Below are 21,098 nucleotides of genomic sequence, written 5' to 3' on the forward strand. Positions count from 1 at the left end.
CCGGCCAATCGAAAAACAGCTCGTACGCCGTATCCTTGACCATCCTCGCCTTGTAAGGCAGCGAATCGGTGTTGACCCGGATCGGGTTTCCGCACACACAACTAATCTTACTCATCGTGTTCCCGTTACTTGCCTCAATGCGATCCCGGTGAATCCGGAGCGTGCTACCGGTCCCCGCCTTTTCTTCGTTCTCGACCGCTGCCAGCCGATTTCCCGACCGGACATGCGAAGCCGCGAACTATTGTGGATGCGATGAATTGGTTCGACAATACCGAGCACGCGGTGCATTCAAGCACCGACGACGAACCGACGCAGGCCGATTCCGGACCGACAACGATGACACCTGAAGCCGAGGGAAAACTGCTCCGGCATGGCGTACAGATCATCCCGCTTGTCTTGGGCCTGTATGCCGCCGACAGCCTATGGGACGCGTATCGAAACGGCGGCATCCTGGAATGCCATCAGGCTCGAATGCACCCCATGACCTGTTGGTGGATCACGCCGGACATGGGCGAGCACTTCCAGGGGCTGCTCGCCAGTCAGTGGCACATGCTCGGGCTCAGCATCGTGCTGAGCCTGTTGCTCGCCTACGTCATGGCGCCGGCCCGCCCTCCACGCCAATAACGCATCCGCCCGGCGGTACCGCCGCCAACGGTGGACCGAACGGGCAAGCAGCACCGCGGATCAAGACATAGAATGACAGCAGCGCCGCATTCCCGACGCACACCGGCTGCGCCTCACTCTCCCGATTGCCCGCGACCATGAACATCCGCCATGAACGCTTCATCCGCCCCGCGCTGGGCGTCTTGTGCGTTGCAACGCTCGCCGTACTCCAGGCCTGCAACGGCGATGCCTGCTTCGGCGTCGACGTGTGCTTCAACGACAACACGCAGACCATCGCGCTGTCGGGCACGGCCGCGACGGGCGACGCGCTCGCGAGCGCCCAGGTCACGATCAATTGCGCGGCGGGCTCGGCAACGACGCTGACCGACGGCGGCGGCAATTATCGTGCGACGCTCAACGCCGCGCTGCCATGCGTCATCACCGTGGCGTCGGGCGGCACGAGTCTGCATTCGCTCGCCTACGCGGGCGGCACCTTCAATACGACGGCCGAGACCGAGTTGATGCTCGTTTATCTCGCGGCGCAACTCGGGACGAACACGGCCGGGCTGATCGGTAATTTTCAGGGCACCCTGCGCTACCAGCGGGCGATGAACAGCCCGGACACCGTGCAGGCCGCGCAATCGGCCGTGGTCACGAACCTGCAGCAGCGCTATGCGGTCATGCTCGCCGCACCGGCGTTCCTGACCACCTCGTTCGTGGTCGGGCAACCGGGCGTCGACAGCGATCTCGTGGCGCTGGCCAAGGCTGGGGCGATCGACCCGAACGGACTGCCGGATCCGGTTGCCGTTTCGCTGTTGCAGCAGGCCGGGGCCGCCCATCCGCTGTAAGCGGCGATCAGATCGGCGGCGTCGGACCGGGCGACGCGATTCAGCAGGATCCGGTTCATGAGTCGGTCACCAGCCGGCGCTTACGCCGCCTCCCCGCTCCCGCACACCACCGGCGCCGCCTGCTGCTGCGACAGATACCGCAGCAGCTTCGTCACCATCCACACGACGATGAACGACAACGCGACGAAGAATACCGCCAGCGGCGTCAGCACGTGAATCGACACGAAACCGGCCAGGCCCATCATCGCGGACGATACGAGCAACAGCGCACAGCCGAGAATCGCGCTCGTCAGGCCGGCGATATGTGGAAACAGCGAATTACCCTTGGCCATCAGCGTCGGATACATCGCGCCCGCGCAGAAGCCCATCACGAGCACCGGCGTCGCGAGCGTCCATACGCGCAGGCCGACGGTCAGCGCCAGCACCAGCATCACGACCGACGCGATCGCCATCACGCGCGCACCGATCCGCAGCCGTTGCTCGGCGCTCGGCAGCCCGCGCCCGTGAATCCGGTTCGACAGGCCGCCGAGGAAATACATGAGGCCGATGCCGAGGGCGAGATAGCCAAAGAAGGTCGGCGGCTTGTGCAGCGTGGTCTGCACCATGAACGGCCCGACGATGTTGAATACCAGCAGGATGCTGTAGCACAGCCCCTGTGCGAGGAAACAGCTCTGGAACACCGGGCTCGCCAGCACCTTGCCCGCGTTCGCCATCAACGTGCGCGGCTCGAGATGCACCGGCTTCGGCAAGGTTTCGCGGTAGTGCCACAGCAGCGCCCACATCGCCAACGAGTAAACCAGCAGGAACACGAGGCACGCGCGCCAGCCGAACCATTCCTGCAGGTGCGCGCCAATCACCGGCGCGATGATCGGGGCGAGCCCCCAGGCGATCGACATGTACGTGAACGCGTGCATCAGCGCCTGGCCGGAAAACGAATCGGTGATGATCGCCTTCGCCAGCAGGTTGGTGGTCGCTATCCCGAAGCCCTGCAGGCAGCGCGCCAGCACGAACGTCTCGAGGTTCGGTGCGCCGAGCGACAGCAGGCAGCCGATCGTGTAGATCACGAGCCCGAACGCGAGCACGCGCTTGCGGCCGTATGCGTCGGCGATCGGCCCGAAGATCAGTTGGCCGAGCGCGTAGGCGGCCATGTAGCCGGACACGCTCGACTGGATCGCCTGCGGCGTGGTCGCGAACGAACGGGCCATGTCCGGCAGCGCGGGCACATAGATGTCGATCGCAAGTTGGCCGGCGGACGCGAACAGGCAGATCAGGAACAACAGGAAGCGCGGCGAATTCGACTCGCGCGCGGGAGTGAGCGTGGCGTTCATGAAGACTGGGAAGGAGGACAGGCAGCAGCGCCGCACCCTCAATGTTCGAACGTCGAACATGCGTGCGGTCGCGGCGAATTCCGTATTGTGCCCGTTGTTGCACCGCACGACAGGATTCCCCTGGCGCGGGCGAGGTCGAATACCGTTTGCGGCACGTCCCGAAATACGCGGATCGGCCTGGCCGGCCGCAATTTTAATGTTGATTTAAGCCGCCGGCGGCATTGTCTCGGATGGCTCTCTCCGTGAGCCGCACGTCATTGTTGATTCGATCAGTCTCGTTTGATGGAGATACGAAGATGCGATTCCGTTCGTATATGGCGGCGGGCGCACTGGCGCTGGCGCCCGTGTTCGCCCTGGCCGGACAGGCCGGCGCGGCGGCCGCCGCCCAACCGATGTTCGTCAATGTCGACGGGCAGGCCGTGCCCGTGAAAGCCGAAACGCGCGTCGTCCAGACGGCCGTCGGCCCGATGAAGGTCAGCACGTGGAGCTGGCACAGCCCGCAAGGCGGCGCGAGCTTCGAGATGCAAACGTCGTCGTCGGGCGGCATGCCGCCGGCAGCCGCGCTACGGCAGATGCAGGCCGCGCAGTACCGGATGCAGGCGGCCCAGGCGCAGATGGTCGCGATGCAGCAACAGATGATGGCGCTCCAGCACATCGCACTCGCCAACGCATTCGCGATGCCGATGCCGATGCCGCAAACGGTCGGCTTCGCGATGCCGCTGTGGGCGATGCCGGAACCGGTCGTCGTCCTCGTACCGGCGCAGCCGCCGGCGCGTTCAGCGGCCCCGGCAACGCCGGCCGCACCCGTCGCACCCGCCGCACGCGGGCCGGAAATCAAGGCTTGACGCGCTTCGCGCCGCCCGGCGCAGCGCGCTCGAACCGCCGGCATACGCCGGCGGTTTTTCATTGCGACAGCCGAATCAATACTGCGCCTGGTCCGTCGGATTCTTGAACAGTTGCTTCATCTCCGCCGACAGCGGATAGTTCAGGCTCACGCCCTTCGGCGGAATCGGCTGCGTGAACCACTGGTTGTAGAGCTTTTCGGCCGCGCCCGAGGTCTGCATCTTCGCGATCACGCCGTCGACGACATGCTTGAACGCAGGATCGTCCCTGCGCATCATGCACGCGTAGTTTTCGTGGACGAGCGGCGTGCCCGCCACCGTGTACGCACCCGGGTTGCGGTCCTTCGCGATCTCGCCGTACAGCAGCGGCTCGTCCATCACGAACGCCACCGCGCGCCCGGTCGTGACGTTCATGAACGCTTCGGCGTGATCCTTCGCGCTGATGATCGTCATGTTCATCGCCTTCTCTTCGTTGAGCTTGCGCAACAGGCGCTCGTCCGACGTGCCGGCCGTCGTCGCGACCGTCTTGCCGGCCAGGTCCGCGAAGTCCTTCACGCCCGAATCCTTGCGCGTGCTGAAACGGATGCCGTACAAAAAGATGCTGTTCGAGAACGCGGCCTGCTTCTGGCGTTCGAGCGTGTTCGTCGTCGAGCCGCATTCGAAGTCGATCGTCCCGTTCTGCAGCAGCGGAATCCGGTTCTGCGACGTGATCGGGATTTCCTTCACCGCGAGGTTCGGCAGGTTCAGGTCCGTCTTCACCTGGTCGATGATGCGCGACGCGATGTCGCGCGAGTAGCCGATGTTCTTCTGCTGGTTGTCCGAATACGAAAATGGCACCGACGACTCGCGAATGCCCAGCGACACGACGCCCGTGTCCTTGATTTTCTTGAGCGTACCGGTAAGGGCCTGCGCGTGCGCGGTGCCGGCCAGCGCACAGGCCAGCGCGACGGCGAGCCAACGGAAACGGCGATCCATGCGTGTCTCCTGACGAAACGTTGATCGAATCGCGATCCTACGCCCGACAATATTCGCGTCACATCAGGAGAAGCGTAAACAACCTTCCGCCGCGGCCCGATCCTGAAAGATGTTTTCCGTGCCGCGCAAACCGCCCCGCGCCGCTCGTCTCGCCCGGCCGCCCCGCGCGCGGGCTCGGTCGCGCCGTCTGTGCCGGCCGTTCCAAACGCGCGTTCGTGCTGCGACGCATCAACGTAATCGTTTGCGGCACCCGTCGTTTTTCTCGTGAAACGCACTCAAGAAGCCGCCGCGCACGCCGTTACCCAGTGCATGGCGCGTCGCAGCAACCCGCTGCAACCGTCAGACAAAAACGACAAGGTCCGGCTCGCCCGGACCGGCGCCACCGCCGGCACGACGGTTATCTACGAGGATCGAGTTTCAACATGAGAGCCAAACGATTCAATTTCGCGCTGGCGCGCCCCGCACATGCGCGCATGCTCGCCGGCATGCTGTCCGCCGCCGCCCTGCTGCCCCTCGCCGGCTGCGGCGGTGGCGGCGGCGACGGCAGCAACCCGTCTGCGTCCAACGCGGCACCCGCACCGGCCCCCGCACCGACGCCGGCGCCCACTCCCGCGCCGGCCCCGACCACGCCGCCCTCGTCGTCCGGCAGCAATGCGTGCTCGTCGCAGCAGGCCGCCGTGCAGATGGCCGCGCAGGCCGCACCGGTCGAGCCGCCGGTCGACCACCTCATCGTCAAGCTGAAAACCCTGACGGCCACGCGTGCAATGGCGGCCATCGACGACGGCTCGCGACTCGACGCGGTGATCCAGCGTGCGATGACGCGCTGGACCGCGCCGGTGACCGGCAGCGCACGCGCGTACGCGAGCACGGTCCCGCAAACGCCGGTGAACGTGCAGGTCGAGCGAACGATCTCGAACGGCGCAGCCGTGCTGTCGCTCGGCCAGCGCATGGCCGCCGCCGATGCCGCCGCGCTCGCGCAGACGTTCGCGGCCGACGGCGATGTCGACTACGCGGAACCGGATCACCCGATGCAGATCCGCGACACGCCGAGCGACCCGCTCTACAACCAGCAGTGGTACATGTCCGACCCGGCCGCCGGCATCGACCTGCCGCCCGCGTGGAACGTGACCAAGGGTTCGCCGACCGTCGTCACGGCGGTACTCGACACCGGCTACCGGCCGCACGGCGATCTCGTCGGCAACCTGATACAGCAAGGCTACAGCTTCATCAGCAACGTCAACACCAGCAACAACGGCTCGACGCGCGGTCCGGACGCAACCGATCCGGGCGACTGGGTCACGCAGCAGGAACTCGACAACGTCAACGGTCCGTACTATCACTGCGCAAGCGAGCCGAGCAACAGCAGTTGGCACGGCACGCGCGTGATGGGCGTGATCGGCGCGACCGCCGACAACGGCACCGGGATCGCCGGCGTATCGTGGCTCAGCCGAATCCTGCCGGTGCGCGTGCTCGGCAAGTGCGGCGGCGTGACGAGCGACATCGCCGACGGCATGCGCTGGGCAGCCGGCATTCCCGTCAACGGCGTGCCGAACAATCCGAATCCCGCGAAGATCATCAACCTCAGCCTGGGCGGCGTCGGCGCATGCAGCACGACGTTCCAGCAGGCGATCGACGACGTGACCGCGAAGGGCGTGACCGTGGTCGTCGCGGCCGGCAACGACGGCCTGTCGACCGGACTCGACCAGCCCGCGAACTGCCGCGGCGTGATCACCGTCGGCGCGACCGACGCGACGGGCCGTCGCGCATCGTTCAGCAACTTCGGCGCCGATGTCGCGCTGAGCGCACCGGGCGTCAACATCCTGTCGACGTCGAACACCGGCACGACGACGCCGGGCTCGGACACCTATGGCCTCGCGAACGGCACGAGCCTCGCGACACCGCAGGTGACGGGGGTCGCCGCGCTGATGCTGTCGGTGAACGGCAATCTCACGCCCGCGCAGATCCTGCAGAAGCTGCAAGGCGGCACGCGCGCGGCGAAGCTGGCGGCCGGCACGTCGTGCACAGCGCTGCCGGCAGGCTCGGGCATCCTCGATGCAGGGGCCGCCGTCGCGACGGCGAACCAGTAACAGCCCCCCGTTCGACGCAGCCGCGCGCATGCCGACATGGCACGCGCGCGGCTGTTTCGTGACGGCTGTCGCGCGTACCCGCGAACGTGCATCGGCGCGATCAAGTATCTCGAAATAGCGCCTGAAAAAAGGGCTGACAAAAGGGTTGACGCTTCGCACGACGAGCCATTACCATCGCTCCCGTCTAATTACATGGAGTGTTCTGTGAACACCGATGCGAGTTGTAGTTGGTTCCTGACTAACTTGACTGCTGCCTGAGGAAAACGCGCAGAGCCTCGTCTTCTGCCGCATCCCGGGAAGCAGGATGCGGCGCCCTTCCGGCCTGATTACCGGCCAGATTCCCCGCCGAATTTTCGATGTTGTCGAATGCACGCGACGCGCCGTCGCGCGTGTGCGTTCGTGTTGCGCGCGGCGTCGGCCGCGTGCGCTCTCCATTCGCGTGCCGTCCGGCCGCGCGCCTCGTTGCGCGCGCCGCTGCCGATCGCCCGTGCCGACTATCCGAAACCGACAGGAGTGCAGATGAACTCAGACGACAGTAGTCGATTACCGCTCGCCGGTGCGACGCTGCGCATCGACATGCCGTCCGCATCATGCGCGCCGGCGAGCGTTCCCGCCTTTACCGACCCACATCCGATCGCGCCTGACGCGACGCGGCGGGGAGCGCTCGTGCGTCGATGACGTCACGGTCGCTCCCCGCCCGCCGCCTCGTGCGCAAGGAGCGACTCATGACGACACGACACAATACTTCGCACAAGAAACAGCGCGGCTTCATCAAGGCCGGCGCCGGCCAGCAGAACGACCCGCGCGTCATGCGCGCCGCGCAGGAAGCAGCCCGCCCGCTCGAAGACACGCTGAAGTCGCTGCACACCAGCACGCGCGGCCTCACCTACGACCAGGCCGCCGACCGCCTGCAGCATGACGGCCCGAACGAAATCGCGCACGACAAGCCGCCGCACTGGACCCGCCAGTTGCTGCTCTCGTTCCACAACCCGTTCGTCTACGTGCTGCTGGTGCTGGCCGCCATCAGTTTCTGCACCGACGTCTACTTCGCGGCCCCCGACGATCGGGATTACGTCGGCATGACGATCCTGCTGACGATGGTCACGATCAGCGCGCTGCTGCGCTTCGTACAGGAGTTCCGTTCGCTGCGCGCGGCCGAGAAGCTCAAGGCGATGGTCCGGACGACCGCGACCGTGCAGCGCGCGATGACCGACACGTCGGAGCCGACGCGCCGCGAGGTGCCGATGCGTGAGGTGGTCGCCGGCGACATCGTGCATCTTTCCGCCGGCGACATGATCCCCGCCGACGTGCGGCTGCTCGCGTCGCGCGACCTGTTCATCAGCCAGGCCGTGCTGACCGGCGAGGCGCTACCCGTCGAGAAGTACGACACGCTCGGCGCGGTGGCCGGCAAATCCGCGAGCACGCATGCGGCCGGCGCCGCCAACGACGCACCGGGGTCGCTGCTCGATCTCGAGAACGTCTGCTTCATGGGCACCAACGTCGTCAGCGGCACGGCGACGGCCGTCGTCGTCGCGACCGGCGAAGATACGTACTTCGGCTCGCTCGCGCGCAACGTCGTGAGCCACAAACGCATCGAGACGAGCTTCGACCGCGGTGTCGCGAGCGTCAGCTGGCTGCTGATCAAGTTCATGTTCGTGATGGTGCCGATCGTGTTCATGATCAACGGCCTGACCAAGGGCGACTGGCTGAGCGCACTCACGTTCGCCCTCGCGGTGGCCGTCGGCCTGACGCCCGAGATGCTGCCGATGATCGTCAGCGCGAACCTCGCGCGCGGCGCGGTCGCGATGGCGCGCCGCAAGGTCGTCGTCAAGCGGCTGAACTCGGTGCAGAACTTCGGCGCGATGGACGTGCTGTGCACCGACAAGACCGGCACGCTCACGCAGGACAAGATCATCCTCGAACACCACCTCGACCTGTCCGGCCACAAGAACGAGGACATCCTGCGGCTCGGCTGGCTGAACAGCTTCCACCAGAGCGGCCAGAAGAACCTGATCGACATCGCGGTCGTCACGCGCGCCGACGAGATCGGCGAACGCGTGAAGCCACAGGGCTACAAGAAGATCGACGAACTGCCGTTCGACTTCGTACGGCGCCGCCTGTCGGTCGTCGTCGAGGATACGCACGGCACGCACCTGCTGATCTGCAAGGGCGCGGTCGAGGAAATGCTGGCGGTTTCCACGCACGTGCAGGATGAGGACGGCGTGCGCCCGCTCGACTTCGTGGCCCGCAAGCGGCTGCTCGAACAGGCCACCGCGTACAACGAAGACGGTTTCCGCGTGCTCGTGCTCGCCACCCGCATGATTGCTCGCGGCGACGAACGCGCGCAATACCGCACCGCCGACGAACACGATCTCGTCGTGCGCGGCTTCCTGACCTTCCTCGATCCGCCGAAGGAATCGGCCGCGCCGGCGCTCGCCGCGCTGCGCGGGAACGGCGTCGCGGTGAAGGTGCTGACGGGCGACAACCCGACCGTCACGATGAAGGTGTGCCGCCAGGTCGGCCTCGAACCCGGCAAACCGATGCTCGGCACGGAAATCGAAGCACTCGACGACGCCACGCTCGCGCAGGTCGTCGAACGCACGACCGTGTTCGCGAAGCTCACGCCGCTGCAGAAGGCGCGCATCGTCAAGGCGCTGCAGGCGAACGGCCACACGGTCGGCTTCCTCGGCGACGGCATCAACGACGCGCCCGCGCTGCGCGACGCCGACGTCGGCATCTCGGTCGACAGCGGCGCCGACATCGCGAAGGAAACCGCCGACATCATCCTGCTCGAAAAGAGCCTGATGGTGCTCGAGGAAGGCGTGATCAAGGGCCGCGAGACGTTCGGCAACATCCTGAAGTACCTGAACATGACCGCCAGCTCGAACTTCGGCAACGTGTTTTCGGTGCTCGTCGCCAGCGCATTCCTGCCGTGGGAGCCGATGCTCGCGACGCAACTGCTCGTGCTGAACCTGATCTACGACACGTCGCAAATGCTGCTGCCGTGGGACAAGATGGACCCCGAGTTCCTGAAGAAGCCGCGCAAATGGGAAGCCGGCAACATCAGCCGCTTCATGCTGTGGGTCGGGCCCACGTCGTCGGTATTCGACATCACGACGTACGTCCTGATGTGGACCGTGTTCGGTGCGGGCGCGATGTATCACCTGAACGGCGGCGCGAGCGGCCAGATCGTGATGAACTCGGGCTGGTTCATCGAGAGCCTCGTGTCGCAGACGCTCGTCGTGCACCTGCTGCGCACGCAGAAGATCCCGTTCCTGCAGAGCACGGCGTCGCTGCCGGTGCTGCTGTCGACCTTCACCGCGATCGGGATCGGCTGCTGGCTGCCGTTCTCGCCGTTCGCGGACGCGATCGGCTTCATGCACCTGCCGGGCACCTTCTGGCTGTGGCTCGCCGCGACGATGGTCGGCTACATCGTGCTCGCGCAGATCGTCAAGACGATCTACGTACGCCGCTACAAGCAGTGGTTCTGATGTCGCGCCGATGACGACGTGCCGGCCCGTGCCCCACCGGCGCGGGCCGAACGACTCGCTCTACCGTCGTTCGGTGACGAACGGGCCGCATCTGCGGCCCGTTTTTCGTTCATCGGGCGTCGTTCGCGCCGAACAACTGCGCGCACACCGCGCGTCCTTCGTCGGTCAGCGCGGCGCTGCCGGTCCCGTCCTCGTTCAGCGTCGTCGCGCTCAGGCCCGCGGCGTCCAACTGCGTCAGCACGCGGCGCAGCGTGCTCATCGGCAGTTGCGTGCGCTTCGCGATCTTCGGTAGCGACCACGTCTTGCCGGCCGGATCGCTGGCGGCTTCGTTCAGCGTCGCGAGCGTGGCGACAAGTGCGGGATCGAGCGGGGATTCGTCGGTTTCGGAAGTCATCGGTTCGGGTTCGTCGGCCGGCGTCGCGCCGGCATGCATTGAGAAAACGATCGCGGACACTATACGCCGCGTCACGCGCCCTTGAGCGCCGCGCGCATGAACGACACGAAACGCGCGGTGACGGGATCGTCGCGATCGGACAGCCACGCGAGCCCCACGCGCCACTTCGCGTCCCGGCCGTCGAGCGGCAGCACCGTCGCGTCGCGCAGCAGGTACCGCGCGTTCGACGGGATGAACGCGACCCCGACGCCGGCCGCGACCGACGTCAGCACCGACTGCACGTCCTCCGCCTGCTGCATCACGTGCGGCACGAAACGGCGCTCGACGCACCATCGGTCGATCTGTGCGGCCAGCCCCGGGCCGCGCGCACGCTGCAGCGCGATGAAGCCGATCTCGTTGAGCGCGTCGAGGTCGGCCGGCACGCGCTTGAAGCCGAGATGCGGCGGCACCGCGAGCGCGAGCGCTTCGTCGATCACCTTGAACGACGACAAGCCTTCGTCGGAAGGAAGACGCAGGAAACCCGCATCGAGCTTGCCGGCGCGCAGCCGGCGCGTCTGTTCGGACGACGACAGGTCGCTCAGCGTCACCGCGATACCCGGATTGCAACGACGGAATTCGGCGATCAGCTTCGGTACGAGCGTCAGCACGGACAGGCAGATGCCGAGCCGCAAATGCCCGCGCTGGCCACTGGTCGCTTCCCGCGCACGCGCCAGGATTTCGTCGGCATCGCGCACGAGCGCCTGCGCGTCGGGCAGGAAGCGCTCGCCGAACGGCGTCAGTTCAGCGCCATGCCGGCCGCGCTCGAACAGCTTGCCGCCGAGGCTCGCCTCCAGCGCACCGATCTGCTTGCTCAGCGCAGGCTGACTCATGTGCAGCGCATCGGCCGCGCGGCTGAAATGGCACAGCTCGGTGACCGTCAGGAACGTACGCAGCAGTTTCAGTTCCATTCTTTAACGGAATCGTAATGATCGAAATATTCATTTTACCGATCGAATGCAATGGCGTTCAATACGGACATGCCCTCCCCGGAATTCATCTTCATGTCCCTCGATCCAGCGGCCGACTGCGTGACCGAGCCATCATCCGATGTCGCGGATGCAAACGCATGCGCCGTTGCCGCCGATGCGCGCGCACCGAAGCGTCGTGCCGAACGCACGGACGGGCGCAGCCGCCGCTTTCGCTTCGGCGACGCGCTTGAAGACGCGCCGCCACGCGCGGTGACGGGTTCGATCGCGATCAGTTTCGCGGTCGTGTCGCGGCGGAACTGGCCGCGCTGAAATCGCGCACCTGGCCGCCTTTCTCCCCACGCGCACCGCTGCCCGGCAGCGCGAAAACGACCGGAATCCTTCCGTATCGCGCGTCATTGCGCGTCATTGCGCGGCATCCAATCGTCATCGCCCCGCGATCGACCGTATAATTTCCCGCACCCGCTGACCGCCCATGCATTCCGCGCAGCCGCATCGCGCGTGAAAAGGAGACTTTCGCTTGACCGGCCTCATCGCGCGTCTGCCTCGCGCCCGGACCACCCTGATCCTCGCCCTTTCGTTCCTGCTGCTCGCATTCGCCACGAACGCGTCCGCGCAACGCGTGCAGCCGCATCGCACCGCACATGCGCAGCCGCATGCACACACGAAGGCCGTCAAGAAGAAGCCTCATCGCAAGAAAAAGGCCGTCAAGCATCGCCGCTCGCGCGTGACGCATCAAGCGGTCAAACGCCACGCGGCACCCGCGCCGCAGCCGCGACGCGCGAAACGCACGACGGTCGTGCGGCCGCGTCCGCCCGCGAAACCGAAGCTGCTCGCCAGTTGCGGCTACACGCCGCGCGCGGTCCGGTCGCTGCATTCACGCGCGGCCTACGTGCTCGACGTCGATTCCGGCACCCCGCTGCTGGCCCGCAATGCGCGCACCGTACGACCGATCGCGTCGATCTCGAAACTGATGACGGCCGTCGTCGCACGCGACGCCGATCGTCCGCTGAACGGCGTGCTGCGTGTGACCGCACGCGATCGCGACACGATCAAGTTCACCGGTTCGCGCCTGCAGGTCGGCTCGGCGTTGTCGCGCCGCGAGATGTTCCATATCGCGCTGATGTCGTCGGAGAACCGCGCGGCCGCCGCGCTGAGCCGCGACTATCCGGGCGGGCGCGCCGCATTCGTCAAGGCGATGAACCGCGAAGCGCGCCGGCTCGGCATGCGGCATACGCACTTCCGCGAGCCGACCGGCCTGTCGCCGCACAACGTGTCGACGGCGCAAGATCTCGCGCGGCTCGTCGGCGCGGCCGCGCAGGATCCGCTGATCCGCTATTTCTCGACCGATCTGTCGACCACCGTGCGCCCCGGCGACGGCGAACTCGTGTACGTAAACTCCGACCCGCTCGTGCGCTACCGCCGCCTGCCGATCCGGCTGCAGAAAACCGGCTTCATCAACGAATCGGGGCACGGCGTCGTGATGCGCATGCGCGTGAAAGGCCGTCGCGAAACGGTCGTGCTGCTCGGTGCACCGACGCGTGCCGGCGTATCGAGCGACGCAATCCGAATCCATCGCTGGCTGTCCTGTTCGATCCAGTAAGCGCACACGGGCAGCCCGCGCGTTCACGCCACGGGAGCGACGTCATGCAGCACGAATACCGCTTCAACGCGTTCGGCCGGCTGCTCGCCGTGGTGCGCACGGACGGCCGCTGGGCCGTGTTCGATCTCGGCGCCGAAGGCAAGCAGCGCCCGGCCAATCTGCAGATCCCGGCGACGCTCGCCGCCGACGAACTCGGCCAGTACCTCGGCGATCTGCTGCACGAAAACGCGACCCCGCGATACAGCGAAGTCGTACCGGTGGCGCATCGACGCGCGTAGCCGCATCGGAAAGCGCCGGGTAGCGCCGCCAGCCGGCGCCCAATTCGACAGTTAAACTTGCAAGTCTAACTGTCATATTCTATGATTTGCCGCATGAACCCGCCACGCAAACCCGGCGTTTCCGCCGAAACCGTCGCCGCCGACCTGACCCTCGCGGTCGGGCAGCTCATCCGCCGGCTGCGCTCCGAGATCGATTCCGAAGGGCTCGGCATGTCCCAGACGAGCGCGCTCGCGCGGCTCGAACGGCACGGGCCGATGACGACCGCCGATCTCGCGCGCGCCGAGGCGATGAAGCCGCAGTCGATGAAGTCGATCCTCGCGAGCCTCGAGGAAGATGCGCTCGTCGAGCGCGAACCGCATCCGACCGACGGCCGCCAGATCCTGTTCAAACTCACTGCCGCCGGCCTCGCCGCACGACGCAAGCGCAACGCCGCGAAACACAAGTGGCTCGGCGCCGCGATCGAGAAGCTCGACCCGCAAGACATCGACACGCTTGCCGTGGCAATCCCGCTGATCCGCCGCATCGGCGATCAATGAACCGGCCCGTGCGCCACGCAGCATTCGCGCGTACGGCTTTTCTCGCCCTCTTCCCCGGAGTCCCATCATGAGCGCAACCCGTCTCGACACGAACACGGCGCTGGTCGTCATCGACCTGCAGAAAGGCATCGTCGCCCTCCCCACCGCGCACCCGGTCGCACCGGTGATCGCCCGCACCCGCGAACTGCTCGACGCATTCCGCAGCCGCGGCCTGCCGGTCGTGCTGGTCAACGTCGCGGGCGGCGCACCGGGCCGCACCGAGCAACCGCCGCGCACGGCGCAATTCCCCGCCGACTGGACCGAACTCGTGCCCGAACTGAACCGCCAGCCGAGCGACCACGTCGTGACGAAGCAGACCTGGGGCGCCTTCACCGGCACCGGTCTCGACGCGCATCTGAAGGCAGCCGGCGTCACGCAGATCGTGCTGACCGGCGTCGCGACGAGCATCGGCGTCGAATCGACCGCGCGGCAGGCGCACGAACTCGGCTACAACGTGACGCTCGCCGTCGACGCGATGACCGACCTGAACGCGGACGCGCACGTCAACAGCATCGAGCGGCTGTTCCCGCGCCTGGGCGAGACCGGCGCGACGCAGGACATCGTCGCGCTGCTCGACCGACGCGGCGCGTGAGCGACGAACGCATCCAGCCGGCGCCGAGCCACGCGGGCGGCCGGCTCGATCCGTCGATCTGGAAAGTCAGCGCGGTCGCGACGCTCGGTTCGCTGCTGTCGCAACTCGATGCGACGATCGTCAACGTGTCGCTGTCGAGCCTCGCGACCGACCTGCATGCCAGCCTGTCGACGATCCAGTGGGTGACGAGCGGCTACCTGCTCGCGCTGACGCTGGTGCTGCCGCTGAACGGCTGGCTCGTCGACCGCATCGGTGCGAAGGCGCTCTACCTGTGGTGCTTCTCGGCCTTCACGCTCACGTCGGCGCTGTGCGGGCTCGCGTGGTCCGCGACGTCGCTGATCGCGTTCCGCGTGTTGCAAGGCGTCAGCGGCGGCTTGCTCGCGCCGATGGCGCAGATGATGATCGCGCGCGTCGCCGGCCAGCAGATGGCGCGCGTGATCGGCTACGCGGCGGTACCGGTGCTGCTCGCGCCGATCCTCGGCCCGGTCGTGGCCGGCGCGATCCTGCAGCACACGTCGTGGCGCTGGCTGTTTCTGGTGAACCTGCCCGTCGGCGTGCTCGCACTCGCCCTGGCCGCACGGTTCCTGCCCGGTGACCGGGACGATGCGCCGCGGCGCGAACTCGACTGGATCGGTCTCGCGTTGCTGTCGCCGGGCCTCGTGCTGTTCCTGTACGGCGTCGAGCGGATCGGCTCGACGCTCGGCCTCGCGGCGGTCGCCTGCTCGGCGCTGCTGCTCGTCGCGTTCCTGCGCTTCGAGCGCCGCCGGGGCGAGCATGCGCTGATCGATCTCTCACTGTTCCGCTCGCGCGTGTTCGGCGCGGCAGCCAGCACGCAGTTCCTGTCGAACGGCGCGCTGTATGCAGGCCAGATGCTGATTCCCGTGTTCCTGATCCAGGCATGCGGACGTACCCCGGGCGAAATGGGTTGGCTGCTCGCGCCGCTCGGGCTCGGCATGCTCGTCACCTATCCGTCGATGGGCGCGCTGACGAGCCGGTTCGGCGTACGCCGGCTGGCCGCCGCCGGAGCGTTGCTCGCACTCGTCGCCACGCTGCCGTTCGTGTTCCTCGCGCTGGCCGGCTACGATCCGCTCGTGCTCGTACCGGCGCTGTTTCTGCGCGGCATGGGCCAGAGTGCGATCGGCGCGCCGTCGATCGCCGCCGCGTATGCGTCGGTCGAGCGCCGCAACCTGCCGATGGCGACCACGTCGCTCAATATCGTGCAACGGCTCGGCGGCCCGACGTTCACGACGCTATGCACGCTGTTTCTCGCGTGGCGGCTGCAGGCCGAATCGACGTCGGCCGGCGGCACGCAGGCCGTCGCGTATGCGTGGGCGTTCGGCCTGCTGTGCGCGCTGCATGCGGCGAGCTTCGCGACGGCGCTGCGGCTGCCGTTGCGGTCGGCCGGTGCGGGCGGCGGCGACCGACGGGCCCGCGACACACCGGCCGGTTCGCGCTGAAGACGGGCCGCGCCGCGTGCGCGGCCTCCCGCTACGGCAGCCACATTGCCGCGGCGGAGCCGGCCCGCTACCTGCGCAACGGTTTCGCGCGGCTGCGCGCGGTCGCCTAGCGCCACTGCCCGCTATACCGTGCCCGGCTCCTGCGGCGCGGGCGTCGTGCCCGCCGCCTCGAGCGCCTGATGCAGCGTGGCGAAGATGCACGACGCGCCGACCACCTCGGTGATCCCGTGACGATCCATGTCCGCGCGCAGATAGCGGCTCACGCGCCCGAACAGCACGCCGACGCCGCGCGCATGCAGCGCCCTGACGAGATCGGACAGGGTCCGCGCGGCCGAATAGTCGACATCGGTGATCGCCCCCGCATCGACGACGAACCAGCGCGGCGGCACCGGCGCCGCATCGACGAGCGCGGTCACTTCGGCAGCGAACAGGTGATCGTTCGCGAAGAACAGGTCGGAGCCGAACCGGTAGACGATCAATCCGGGCGCCGTCATCGCGCCGCGCCGGGTGGGCACCGGCTGCCACCGCCCGTTGCCGGCGACGGGTTCGAGCACCATCGTGTGCGGCTGGTAGCTGTGGCGCACGTGCCGCATCAGCGACAGCGCGACGGCCAGCAGGATGCCCTGCTCGACGCCGACCGTCACGACGGCCGCGGCCGTGATCAGCGCGAGCGTGAATTCGCCGGGGCTTTCCTGGCGGATCGCCGCGAGGCTGCGCACGTTGATCAGCCCGAGCGCGATCGTGAACACGATGCCGGCCAGCACCGCGTGCGGCAGATACTGCAGGTAAGGGCTGAAGAACAGCAGCACGACGGCGACGACGGCAGCGAACGCGAGATGCCCGATCTGGCTGCGCACGCCCGCGCCGTCGGCCATCGCCGTCTGCGTCGGGCTGCCGTTGACGACGAACGCACCGCCGAGCGCCGCCGCCGCGTTCGCGGCCGCGAGCCCGAGGATGTCGGCATTGGTGTCGACGTCCTCGCCATACTGCTGCGCGAACACGCGTGCGGCGGCCGCGCTCTGCGCGATGATCATCACGAAGCAGGAAGCGGCGACCGGCACGAGATCGAGGAACTGCTGCCACGTGACGGACGGCCAGCGCAGCGGCGGCAGCCCGCCCGCCACGGGCCCGAGCACCGCGATGCCGTGCGCGGCGAAGCCGAACGCACCGCTCGCGGCGATGCTGCCCGCGACCGCGATCATCGGCATCGGCACGCGCGGCAGGAACCGCTTGCACGCGAGAATCGCGGCGACGACGAGCGCCGCGAGCGCGAGCGTCGGCCGGTGCGCGTGAACCAGGTGCGTGACGACATAGTCGAGTTGCGCGAGGCTGCGCGACGCCGGGTACGGCACGGACAGGCCGAGCATGTCGCCGAGCATCGCGATCGACACCTGCACGCCGACCCCGGCGAGGAAGCCGACCAACACCGTGCGCGACAGGAAATCGGCGAGAAAACCGAGCTTGAAGATCCGCGCGAGCAGCAGCATCGCGGCGGTCAGCAACGCGACCATGCCGGCCAGTGCCGCATAGTCGGCGCTGGCCGGCGGCGCCATCGACGACAGCCGGCTCGCGAAAATCGTCGCGGTTGCCGAATCGGCGGCAACCACGAGATGGCGCGACGCGCCGAAACATGCGAACGCAACGAGCGGCAGAAACACCGTGTAGAGCCCCGTGACGGCCGGCATGCCGGCGATGCGCGCATAGCCGAGCACCTGCGGAATGTCCATCGACGCGAGCGAAATGCCCGCGAAGACGTCGCGGATGGCGCCCGCGCGGCGGATCGGGAGGATGCCTTGCAGCAGCCGCACGCGTGACGGACGGCTTTCGTTGGAATCTTGCATGCGTGAAATGCGTGAGGTCGAAATGACGGGGCCGCGAACGGGTGCGCGACGATGCCGCGTGTCGCTCACCGTCGCCGGACGGGCCGCCCGCCAGCGCGAGCGGCACACCGACGATGCCTGCGACGTCCGCATGATTGCATGGATCGCCGATCGCGCGCATCGACACGCGAAGGCCTGCCGTCATGGCTTCAGGTGCATCGCGTCCCGGTGTACCCCGCTTCCGGCAACCGGCGCGCGCGCCGGCTTGCGATGATGCGGATTCGCCCCTCTCCCTCACCTCGATGCAGAGGAGACCTGCACAAAGGTGAGCCGATTCGGGAGCCGATCGACCGGCCTTCACGACACGCGCCCGGAACCCGATGGCACAATCACGGTCCCTTTCATGCGCCCTTCACCGGGCGCGCGCCGCATCGCGGCGCCGATTCAACGCACGAGAAGGCCCCATTCCGCCCCTATGACCCTGAACGAATCCTGGTTGACGCCGCTCGTCGGCATCCTCGTCCTGTTCGCCGCCGCCGGCGCGATCGCCGCTGTCGTCCACTTCCTGCTGTTTCGCGTGGTCGCGCGTCTCGCGCGGCTGTCCGCCACGCGCGTCGACGACGCGCTGTTCGAATTCGGCGCGTTCAAATGGCTGAACCGCATCGTCCCGTTCGTCGTGATCAAGCTCGGGCTCGGCACGGTGCCCGGCATTCCGACCGTGGCCGCGCAGGTCGCCGACAAGGTGCTGTTCGCGCTGATCGTGTTCCTCGTGACGATGACCATCGGCGCGACGCTGTCCGCGCTCGAGCACACGCACCGCACCTCGCAACGCGACCAGCCGCGCCTGTCGCTGAAAGGCGCGATGCAGCTCGTCAAGCTGGTGATGTTCATCACGGCCGCGCTCGTCGTGATCGGCGATGCGACCGGCAAGCAGATCGGCCTGCTGCTGTCCGGCATCGGCGCGATGTCCGCGGTGCTGATGCTGATCTTCAAGGACACGCTGCTCGGCCTCGTCGCCGGCGTGCAGCTGTCGTCGAACGACATGCTGCGGATCGGCGACTGGATCACGATGCCGTCGGCCGGCGCGGACGGCACGGTCATCGACATCACGCTGAACACCGTCAAGGTCGCGAACTTCGATCACACGATCATCACGGTGCCGACGTGGAAGCTGATCACCGAGAGCTATCAGAACTGGCGCGGGATGACCGAAGCGGGCGGCCGCCGCATCAAGCGCGCGCTGTTCGTCGATGCGACGAGCGTGCGTTTTCTCACGAACGACGAGATCGAACGGCTCGAACGCCTGACGCTGCTCAAGGACTATCTCGAGGACAAGGTCGACGCGATCGAGCAATGGAACGGCACGCTCGGCGCGGCCGGCGACTGCCCGGCGAACCGCCGCCAGCTGACGAATCTCGGCACGTTCCGCGCGTACGTCGCGAATTACCTGAAGTGCCATCCGCGCATCCGCCGCGACATGACCTGCATGGCGCGACAACTGCCGCTCACGGCCGAAGGCATTCCGCTCGAACTGTACTGCTTCACCGATACGACCTCGTGGGTCGACTACGAGACCATCCAGGCCGACCTGTTCGATCACCTGATCGCGGTGCTGCCGGAGTTCGGGCTGCGCGTGTACCAGCATCCGTCGGGCTTCGACATGCGGCAGATGGTCGATGCCGCGCAAGCCGGACTGCAGGCGCCGCGCGCGACTTGATACAGGCCACGGCGGCCGGCGGCCGGTCGCCGCCGGCCCTGCCGTCGCGCGGCGGCGCTCACCGCGCCGCGCACTCGGACGCGAGCCGCCCCAGCACCTTCAGCGCGTCCTCGATCTGCCGCGACCACGGGTAGCTGTAGTTGAGCCGGATGAAATGCCGGTAATCGGAGCCGGCCGAGAACATGTGCCCGGGCCCGACCGTGATCCGCTGCGCGAGCGCCAGCGTATACAGCTTCATCGCATCGACCTGCGGCGGCAGCTCGACCCACAGCACATACCCGCCCTGCGGCTGCGACAGCCGCGTGCCTTCCGGGAAGAAACGCCGCACCATCGCACTCATCAGGCTCGCCTGCTGCGCATACTGCTTGCGCATGCGCCGCAGGTGAAAATCGTAGCCGTCGTATTTCAGGTACTCGGCGATCGCGAGTTGCTCGATCGCGGGCGTCGCGAGCGTATTCAGGAATTTCAGCTTCTCGACCTGGTCGCGATAACGGCCCGGCATCGCCCAGCCGATCCGGTAGCGCGGCGACAGGCTCTTCGTGAACGACGCGCAATGCAGCACCAGCCCGTCGCGATCGAACGACTTCAGCGCGCTCGGCGCCGTGTCGCCGAAGTGCAGCTCGTGATAGACGTCGCTCTCGATCGCCGGCACGCCGTGCTTCGCGAGCAGTTCGACCAGCGCCCGCTTGCGCGCATCGGGCATCTGGAAACCGAGCGGGTTCTGGAAATTCGGCATCACCATGCAGGCGGCGATGCGCTCGCGCGCGAGGACCCGCTCGAGCGCGTCGAGATCGATGCCGTCGCCCGGGTGCGTCGCGACTTCCAGCGCGCGCATGCCCATCCGCTCGATCGCGTGCAGCATCGCGTAGAACGTCGGCGACTCCACCGCGATCGTGTCGCCCGGCTTCGCGACCGCCTGCAGGCACAGGTTGATCGCCTCGGTCGCGCCGATCGTCATCACGATCTCGCCCGGCTCGACCGCGACCCCGCGCTCCGCATAGCGCCGCGCGATCTGGCGGATCAGCTCCTGATTGCCGGGCGGCAGGTCGTCGATCACGCCCCAGCGCGTGCGCCGCCGCCCGATCGCCTGCGCATAGCGCGCGATGCGCTGCACCGGGAACTGCGACGCGTCGGGATACGGCGAGCCGAGCGGCACCGCGTCGTCGCGCGCGATCGAGCGCAGCGTCGATAGCACGAGCCGGCTCACGTCCACGGCCGACGGCTCGGCGGCCGGCGCGGAGACATGCAGCTCGGCCCCGGCCGGCGCCGCCGCGCGCGCCCGCACGAAGTAGCCCGACTGCGGCCGGCTTTCGATCAGGCCGCGGCTTTCCAGCACGAGATACGCGCGCAGCACGGTCGTGACGCTGAGCTGCTGCTGCCGGCTCGCCTGCCGCACCGACGGAATCCGCTCGCCGGGCCGGTACACGCCTCGCTCGATCTGCGCCTGGAGATCGTCGGCCAGTTGTTCGTAACGCTTCACGCGCCTCCCTTTCAACTTCCCTTCGGCAACACAGTTGCGATC

General features: G+C 67.5%; 19 protein-coding genes. 13 read left to right on the forward strand and 6 right to left on the reverse strand.

The window, feature by feature from the left end; all coding sequences use genetic code 11:
- The first annotated feature begins 252 nt into the window (after positions 1-252).
- Together CFB46_RS27140 and CFB46_RS27145 are read left to right on the forward strand one after the other, a co-directional pair.
- Positions 253-624: a hypothetical protein gene (locus tag CFB46_RS27140; protein ID WP_227789520.1), complete on the forward strand. Its 372-nt coding sequence runs from the start codon at positions 253-255 to the stop codon at positions 622-624.
- Positions 625-761: 137 nt separating this feature from the next.
- Positions 762-1,451 carry a hypothetical protein gene (locus tag CFB46_RS27145; protein ID WP_089502375.1) on the forward strand — a complete coding sequence of 230 codons (690 nt, stop codon included), beginning with the start codon at positions 762-764 and terminating at the stop codon, positions 1,449-1,451.
- A gap of 80 nt (positions 1,452-1,531) precedes the next feature.
- On the opposite strand, the gene CFB46_RS27150 is transcribed toward CFB46_RS27145, so the two are convergent.
- On the reverse strand, positions 1,532-2,779 hold the full coding sequence (locus CFB46_RS27150; RefSeq protein WP_089501880.1) for a multidrug effflux MFS transporter: 1,248 nt from the start codon (positions 2,777-2,779) through the stop codon (positions 1,532-1,534).
- Between the two features lie 296 nt (positions 2,780-3,075).
- On the opposite strand from CFB46_RS27150, the gene CFB46_RS27155 reads away from it, so the two are divergent.
- Positions 3,076-3,624 carry a hypothetical protein gene (locus CFB46_RS27155; protein ID WP_089501881.1) on the forward strand — a complete coding sequence of 183 codons (549 nt, stop codon included), beginning with the start codon at positions 3,076-3,078 and terminating at the stop codon, positions 3,622-3,624.
- 75 nt (positions 3,625-3,699) lie between these two features.
- Here CFB46_RS27155 and CFB46_RS27160 read toward each other — a convergent pair whose 3' ends face one another.
- Complete coding sequence (locus CFB46_RS27160) at positions 3,700-4,596, reverse strand: glutamate/aspartate ABC transporter substrate-binding protein (RefSeq protein ID WP_089501882.1); 897 nt, start codon at positions 4,594-4,596, stop codon at positions 3,700-3,702.
- Positions 4,597-4,860: 264 nt separating this feature from the next.
- Between CFB46_RS27160 and CFB46_RS36090 the strand changes: the two genes are divergently transcribed.
- The 3 genes from CFB46_RS36090 to mgtA all read left to right on the forward strand — a co-directional run bounded on the left by CFB46_RS36090 (position 4,861) and on the right by mgtA (position 10,174).
- Positions 4,861-5,022, forward strand: a complete 162-nt coding sequence (locus CFB46_RS36090) for a hypothetical protein (protein ID WP_155257265.1) — start codon at positions 4,861-4,863, stop codon at positions 5,020-5,022.
- Positions 5,019-6,683, forward strand: coding sequence for a S8 family peptidase (locus tag CFB46_RS27165; RefSeq protein ID WP_027780846.1), 1,665 nt, complete (start codon positions 5,019-5,021; stop codon positions 6,681-6,683). Before CFB46_RS36090 ends, CFB46_RS27165 begins: the two co-directional genes overlap by 4 nt.
- A 725-nt stretch (positions 6,684-7,408) precedes the next feature.
- Positions 7,409-10,174 carry a magnesium-translocating P-type ATPase gene (gene mgtA, locus CFB46_RS27180; RefSeq protein ID WP_089502376.1) on the forward strand — a complete coding sequence of 922 codons (2,766 nt, stop codon included), beginning with the start codon at positions 7,409-7,411 and terminating at the stop codon, positions 10,172-10,174.
- A gap of 109 nt (positions 10,175-10,283) precedes the next feature.
- On the opposite strand, the gene CFB46_RS27185 is transcribed toward mgtA, so the two are convergent.
- Both CFB46_RS27185 and CFB46_RS27190 read right to left on the reverse strand, forming a co-directional pair.
- Positions 10,284-10,568 (reverse strand): hypothetical protein, encoded by a 285-nt coding sequence (locus CFB46_RS27185; protein ID WP_027780848.1) that lies wholly within the window; start codon positions 10,566-10,568, stop codon positions 10,284-10,286.
- Positions 10,569-10,639: 71 nt separating this feature from the next.
- Positions 10,640-11,515, reverse strand: coding sequence for a LysR family transcriptional regulator (locus CFB46_RS27190; RefSeq protein WP_089501884.1), 876 nt, complete (start codon positions 11,513-11,515; stop codon positions 10,640-10,642).
- A 51-nt stretch (positions 11,516-11,566) separates the two neighbouring features.
- Here CFB46_RS27190 and CFB46_RS27195 point away from each other — a divergent pair, with 51 nt between their 5' ends.
- The 6 genes from CFB46_RS27195 (at position 11,567) to CFB46_RS27220 (ending at position 16,039) form a co-directional block, all read left to right on the forward strand.
- Entirely contained in the window at positions 11,567-11,845 is a 279-nt protein-coding gene (locus tag CFB46_RS27195; protein ID WP_089501885.1) for a hypothetical protein, read from the forward strand.
- 208 nt (positions 11,846-12,053) lie between these two features.
- The gene (locus CFB46_RS27200) at positions 12,054-13,136 is read left to right on the forward strand and encodes a serine hydrolase (RefSeq protein ID WP_027780851.1); all 1,083 of its coding nucleotides are present in this window, start codon (positions 12,054-12,056) and stop codon (positions 13,134-13,136) included.
- A 44-nt stretch (positions 13,137-13,180) separates the two neighbouring features.
- On the forward strand, positions 13,181-13,414 hold the full coding sequence (locus tag CFB46_RS27205; protein WP_089501886.1) for a DUF7661 family protein: 234 nt from the start codon (positions 13,181-13,183) through the stop codon (positions 13,412-13,414).
- A gap of 81 nt (positions 13,415-13,495) precedes the next feature.
- Positions 13,496-13,951: a MarR family winged helix-turn-helix transcriptional regulator gene (locus CFB46_RS27210; RefSeq protein ID WP_089501887.1), complete on the forward strand. Its 456-nt coding sequence runs from the start codon at positions 13,496-13,498 to the stop codon at positions 13,949-13,951.
- Positions 13,952-14,018: 67 nt separating this feature from the next.
- Positions 14,019-14,582: a cysteine hydrolase family protein gene (locus tag CFB46_RS27215; RefSeq protein ID WP_027780854.1), complete on the forward strand. Its 564-nt coding sequence runs from the start codon at positions 14,019-14,021 to the stop codon at positions 14,580-14,582.
- Positions 14,579-16,039 (forward strand): DHA2 family efflux MFS transporter permease subunit, encoded by a 1,461-nt coding sequence (locus CFB46_RS27220; protein WP_089501888.1) that lies wholly within the window; start codon positions 14,579-14,581, stop codon positions 16,037-16,039. The genes CFB46_RS27215 and CFB46_RS27220 overlap by 4 nt, the downstream gene beginning before the upstream one ends.
- Before the next feature lie 122 nt (positions 16,040-16,161).
- Here CFB46_RS27220 and CFB46_RS27225 read toward each other — a convergent pair whose 3' ends face one another.
- Positions 16,162-17,880 (reverse strand): SulP family inorganic anion transporter, encoded by a 1,719-nt coding sequence (locus tag CFB46_RS27225; RefSeq protein ID WP_089501889.1) that lies wholly within the window; start codon positions 17,878-17,880, stop codon positions 16,162-16,164.
- A 454-nt stretch (positions 17,881-18,334) separates the two neighbouring features.
- Here CFB46_RS27225 and CFB46_RS27230 point away from each other — a divergent pair, with 454 nt between their 5' ends.
- A complete protein-coding gene (locus CFB46_RS27230) occupies positions 18,335-19,576 on the forward strand; it encodes a mechanosensitive ion channel family protein (protein ID WP_089501890.1) in 1,242 nt (413 codons plus the stop codon).
- A gap of 58 nt (positions 19,577-19,634) precedes the next feature.
- Here the strand turns inward: CFB46_RS27230 and CFB46_RS27235 are convergent, their stop codons facing one another.
- Positions 19,635-21,056, reverse strand: coding sequence for an aminotransferase-like domain-containing protein (locus tag CFB46_RS27235; protein ID WP_089501891.1), 1,422 nt, complete (start codon positions 21,054-21,056; stop codon positions 19,635-19,637).
- Positions 21,057-21,098: the final 42 nt, after the last annotated feature.

The sequence above is a fragment of the Burkholderia sp. HI2761 genome (assembly GCF_002223355.1).
Classification (GTDB): domain Bacteria; phylum Pseudomonadota; class Gammaproteobacteria; order Burkholderiales; family Burkholderiaceae; genus Burkholderia.

What these genes read in the sequence shown, in the direction of transcription:
- CFB46_RS27140 (WP_227789520.1), top strand. Translation starts at nt 253, where the DNA reads ATGAATTGGTTCGACAATACCGAGCACGCGGTGCATTCAAGCACCGAC.
- CFB46_RS27145 (WP_089502375.1), top strand. Translation starts at nt 762, where the DNA reads ATGAACATCCGCCATGAACGCTTCATCCGCCCCGCGCTGGGCGTCTTG.
- CFB46_RS27150 (WP_089501880.1), bottom strand. Translation starts at nt 2,779, where the DNA reads ATGAACGCCACGCTCACTCCCGCGCGCGAGTCGAATTCGCCGCGCTTC.
- CFB46_RS27155 (WP_089501881.1), top strand. Translation starts at nt 3,076, where the DNA reads ATGCGATTCCGTTCGTATATGGCGGCGGGCGCACTGGCGCTGGCGCCC.
- CFB46_RS27160 (WP_089501882.1), bottom strand. Translation starts at nt 4,596, where the DNA reads ATGGATCGCCGTTTCCGTTGGCTCGCCGTCGCGCTGGCCTGTGCGCTG.
- CFB46_RS27165 (WP_027780846.1), top strand. Translation starts at nt 5,019, where the DNA reads ATGAGAGCCAAACGATTCAATTTCGCGCTGGCGCGCCCCGCACATGCG.
- mgtA (WP_089502376.1), top strand. Translation starts at nt 7,409, where the DNA reads ATGACGACACGACACAATACTTCGCACAAGAAACAGCGCGGCTTCATC.
- CFB46_RS27185 (WP_027780848.1), bottom strand. Translation starts at nt 10,568, where the DNA reads ATGACTTCCGAAACCGACGAATCCCCGCTCGATCCCGCACTTGTCGCC.
- CFB46_RS27190 (WP_089501884.1), bottom strand. Translation starts at nt 11,515, where the DNA reads ATGGAACTGAAACTGCTGCGTACGTTCCTGACGGTCACCGAGCTGTGC.
- CFB46_RS27195 (WP_089501885.1), top strand. Translation starts at nt 11,567, where the DNA reads ATGGCGTTCAATACGGACATGCCCTCCCCGGAATTCATCTTCATGTCC.
- CFB46_RS27205 (WP_089501886.1), top strand. Translation starts at nt 13,181, where the DNA reads ATGCAGCACGAATACCGCTTCAACGCGTTCGGCCGGCTGCTCGCCGTG.
- CFB46_RS27210 (WP_089501887.1), top strand. Translation starts at nt 13,496, where the DNA reads ATGATTTGCCGCATGAACCCGCCACGCAAACCCGGCGTTTCCGCCGAA.
- CFB46_RS27215 (WP_027780854.1), top strand. Translation starts at nt 14,019, where the DNA reads ATGAGCGCAACCCGTCTCGACACGAACACGGCGCTGGTCGTCATCGAC.
- CFB46_RS27225 (WP_089501889.1), bottom strand. Translation starts at nt 17,880, where the DNA reads ATGCAAGATTCCAACGAAAGCCGTCCGTCACGCGTGCGGCTGCTGCAA.
- CFB46_RS27230 (WP_089501890.1), top strand. Translation starts at nt 18,335, where the DNA reads ATGACCCTGAACGAATCCTGGTTGACGCCGCTCGTCGGCATCCTCGTC.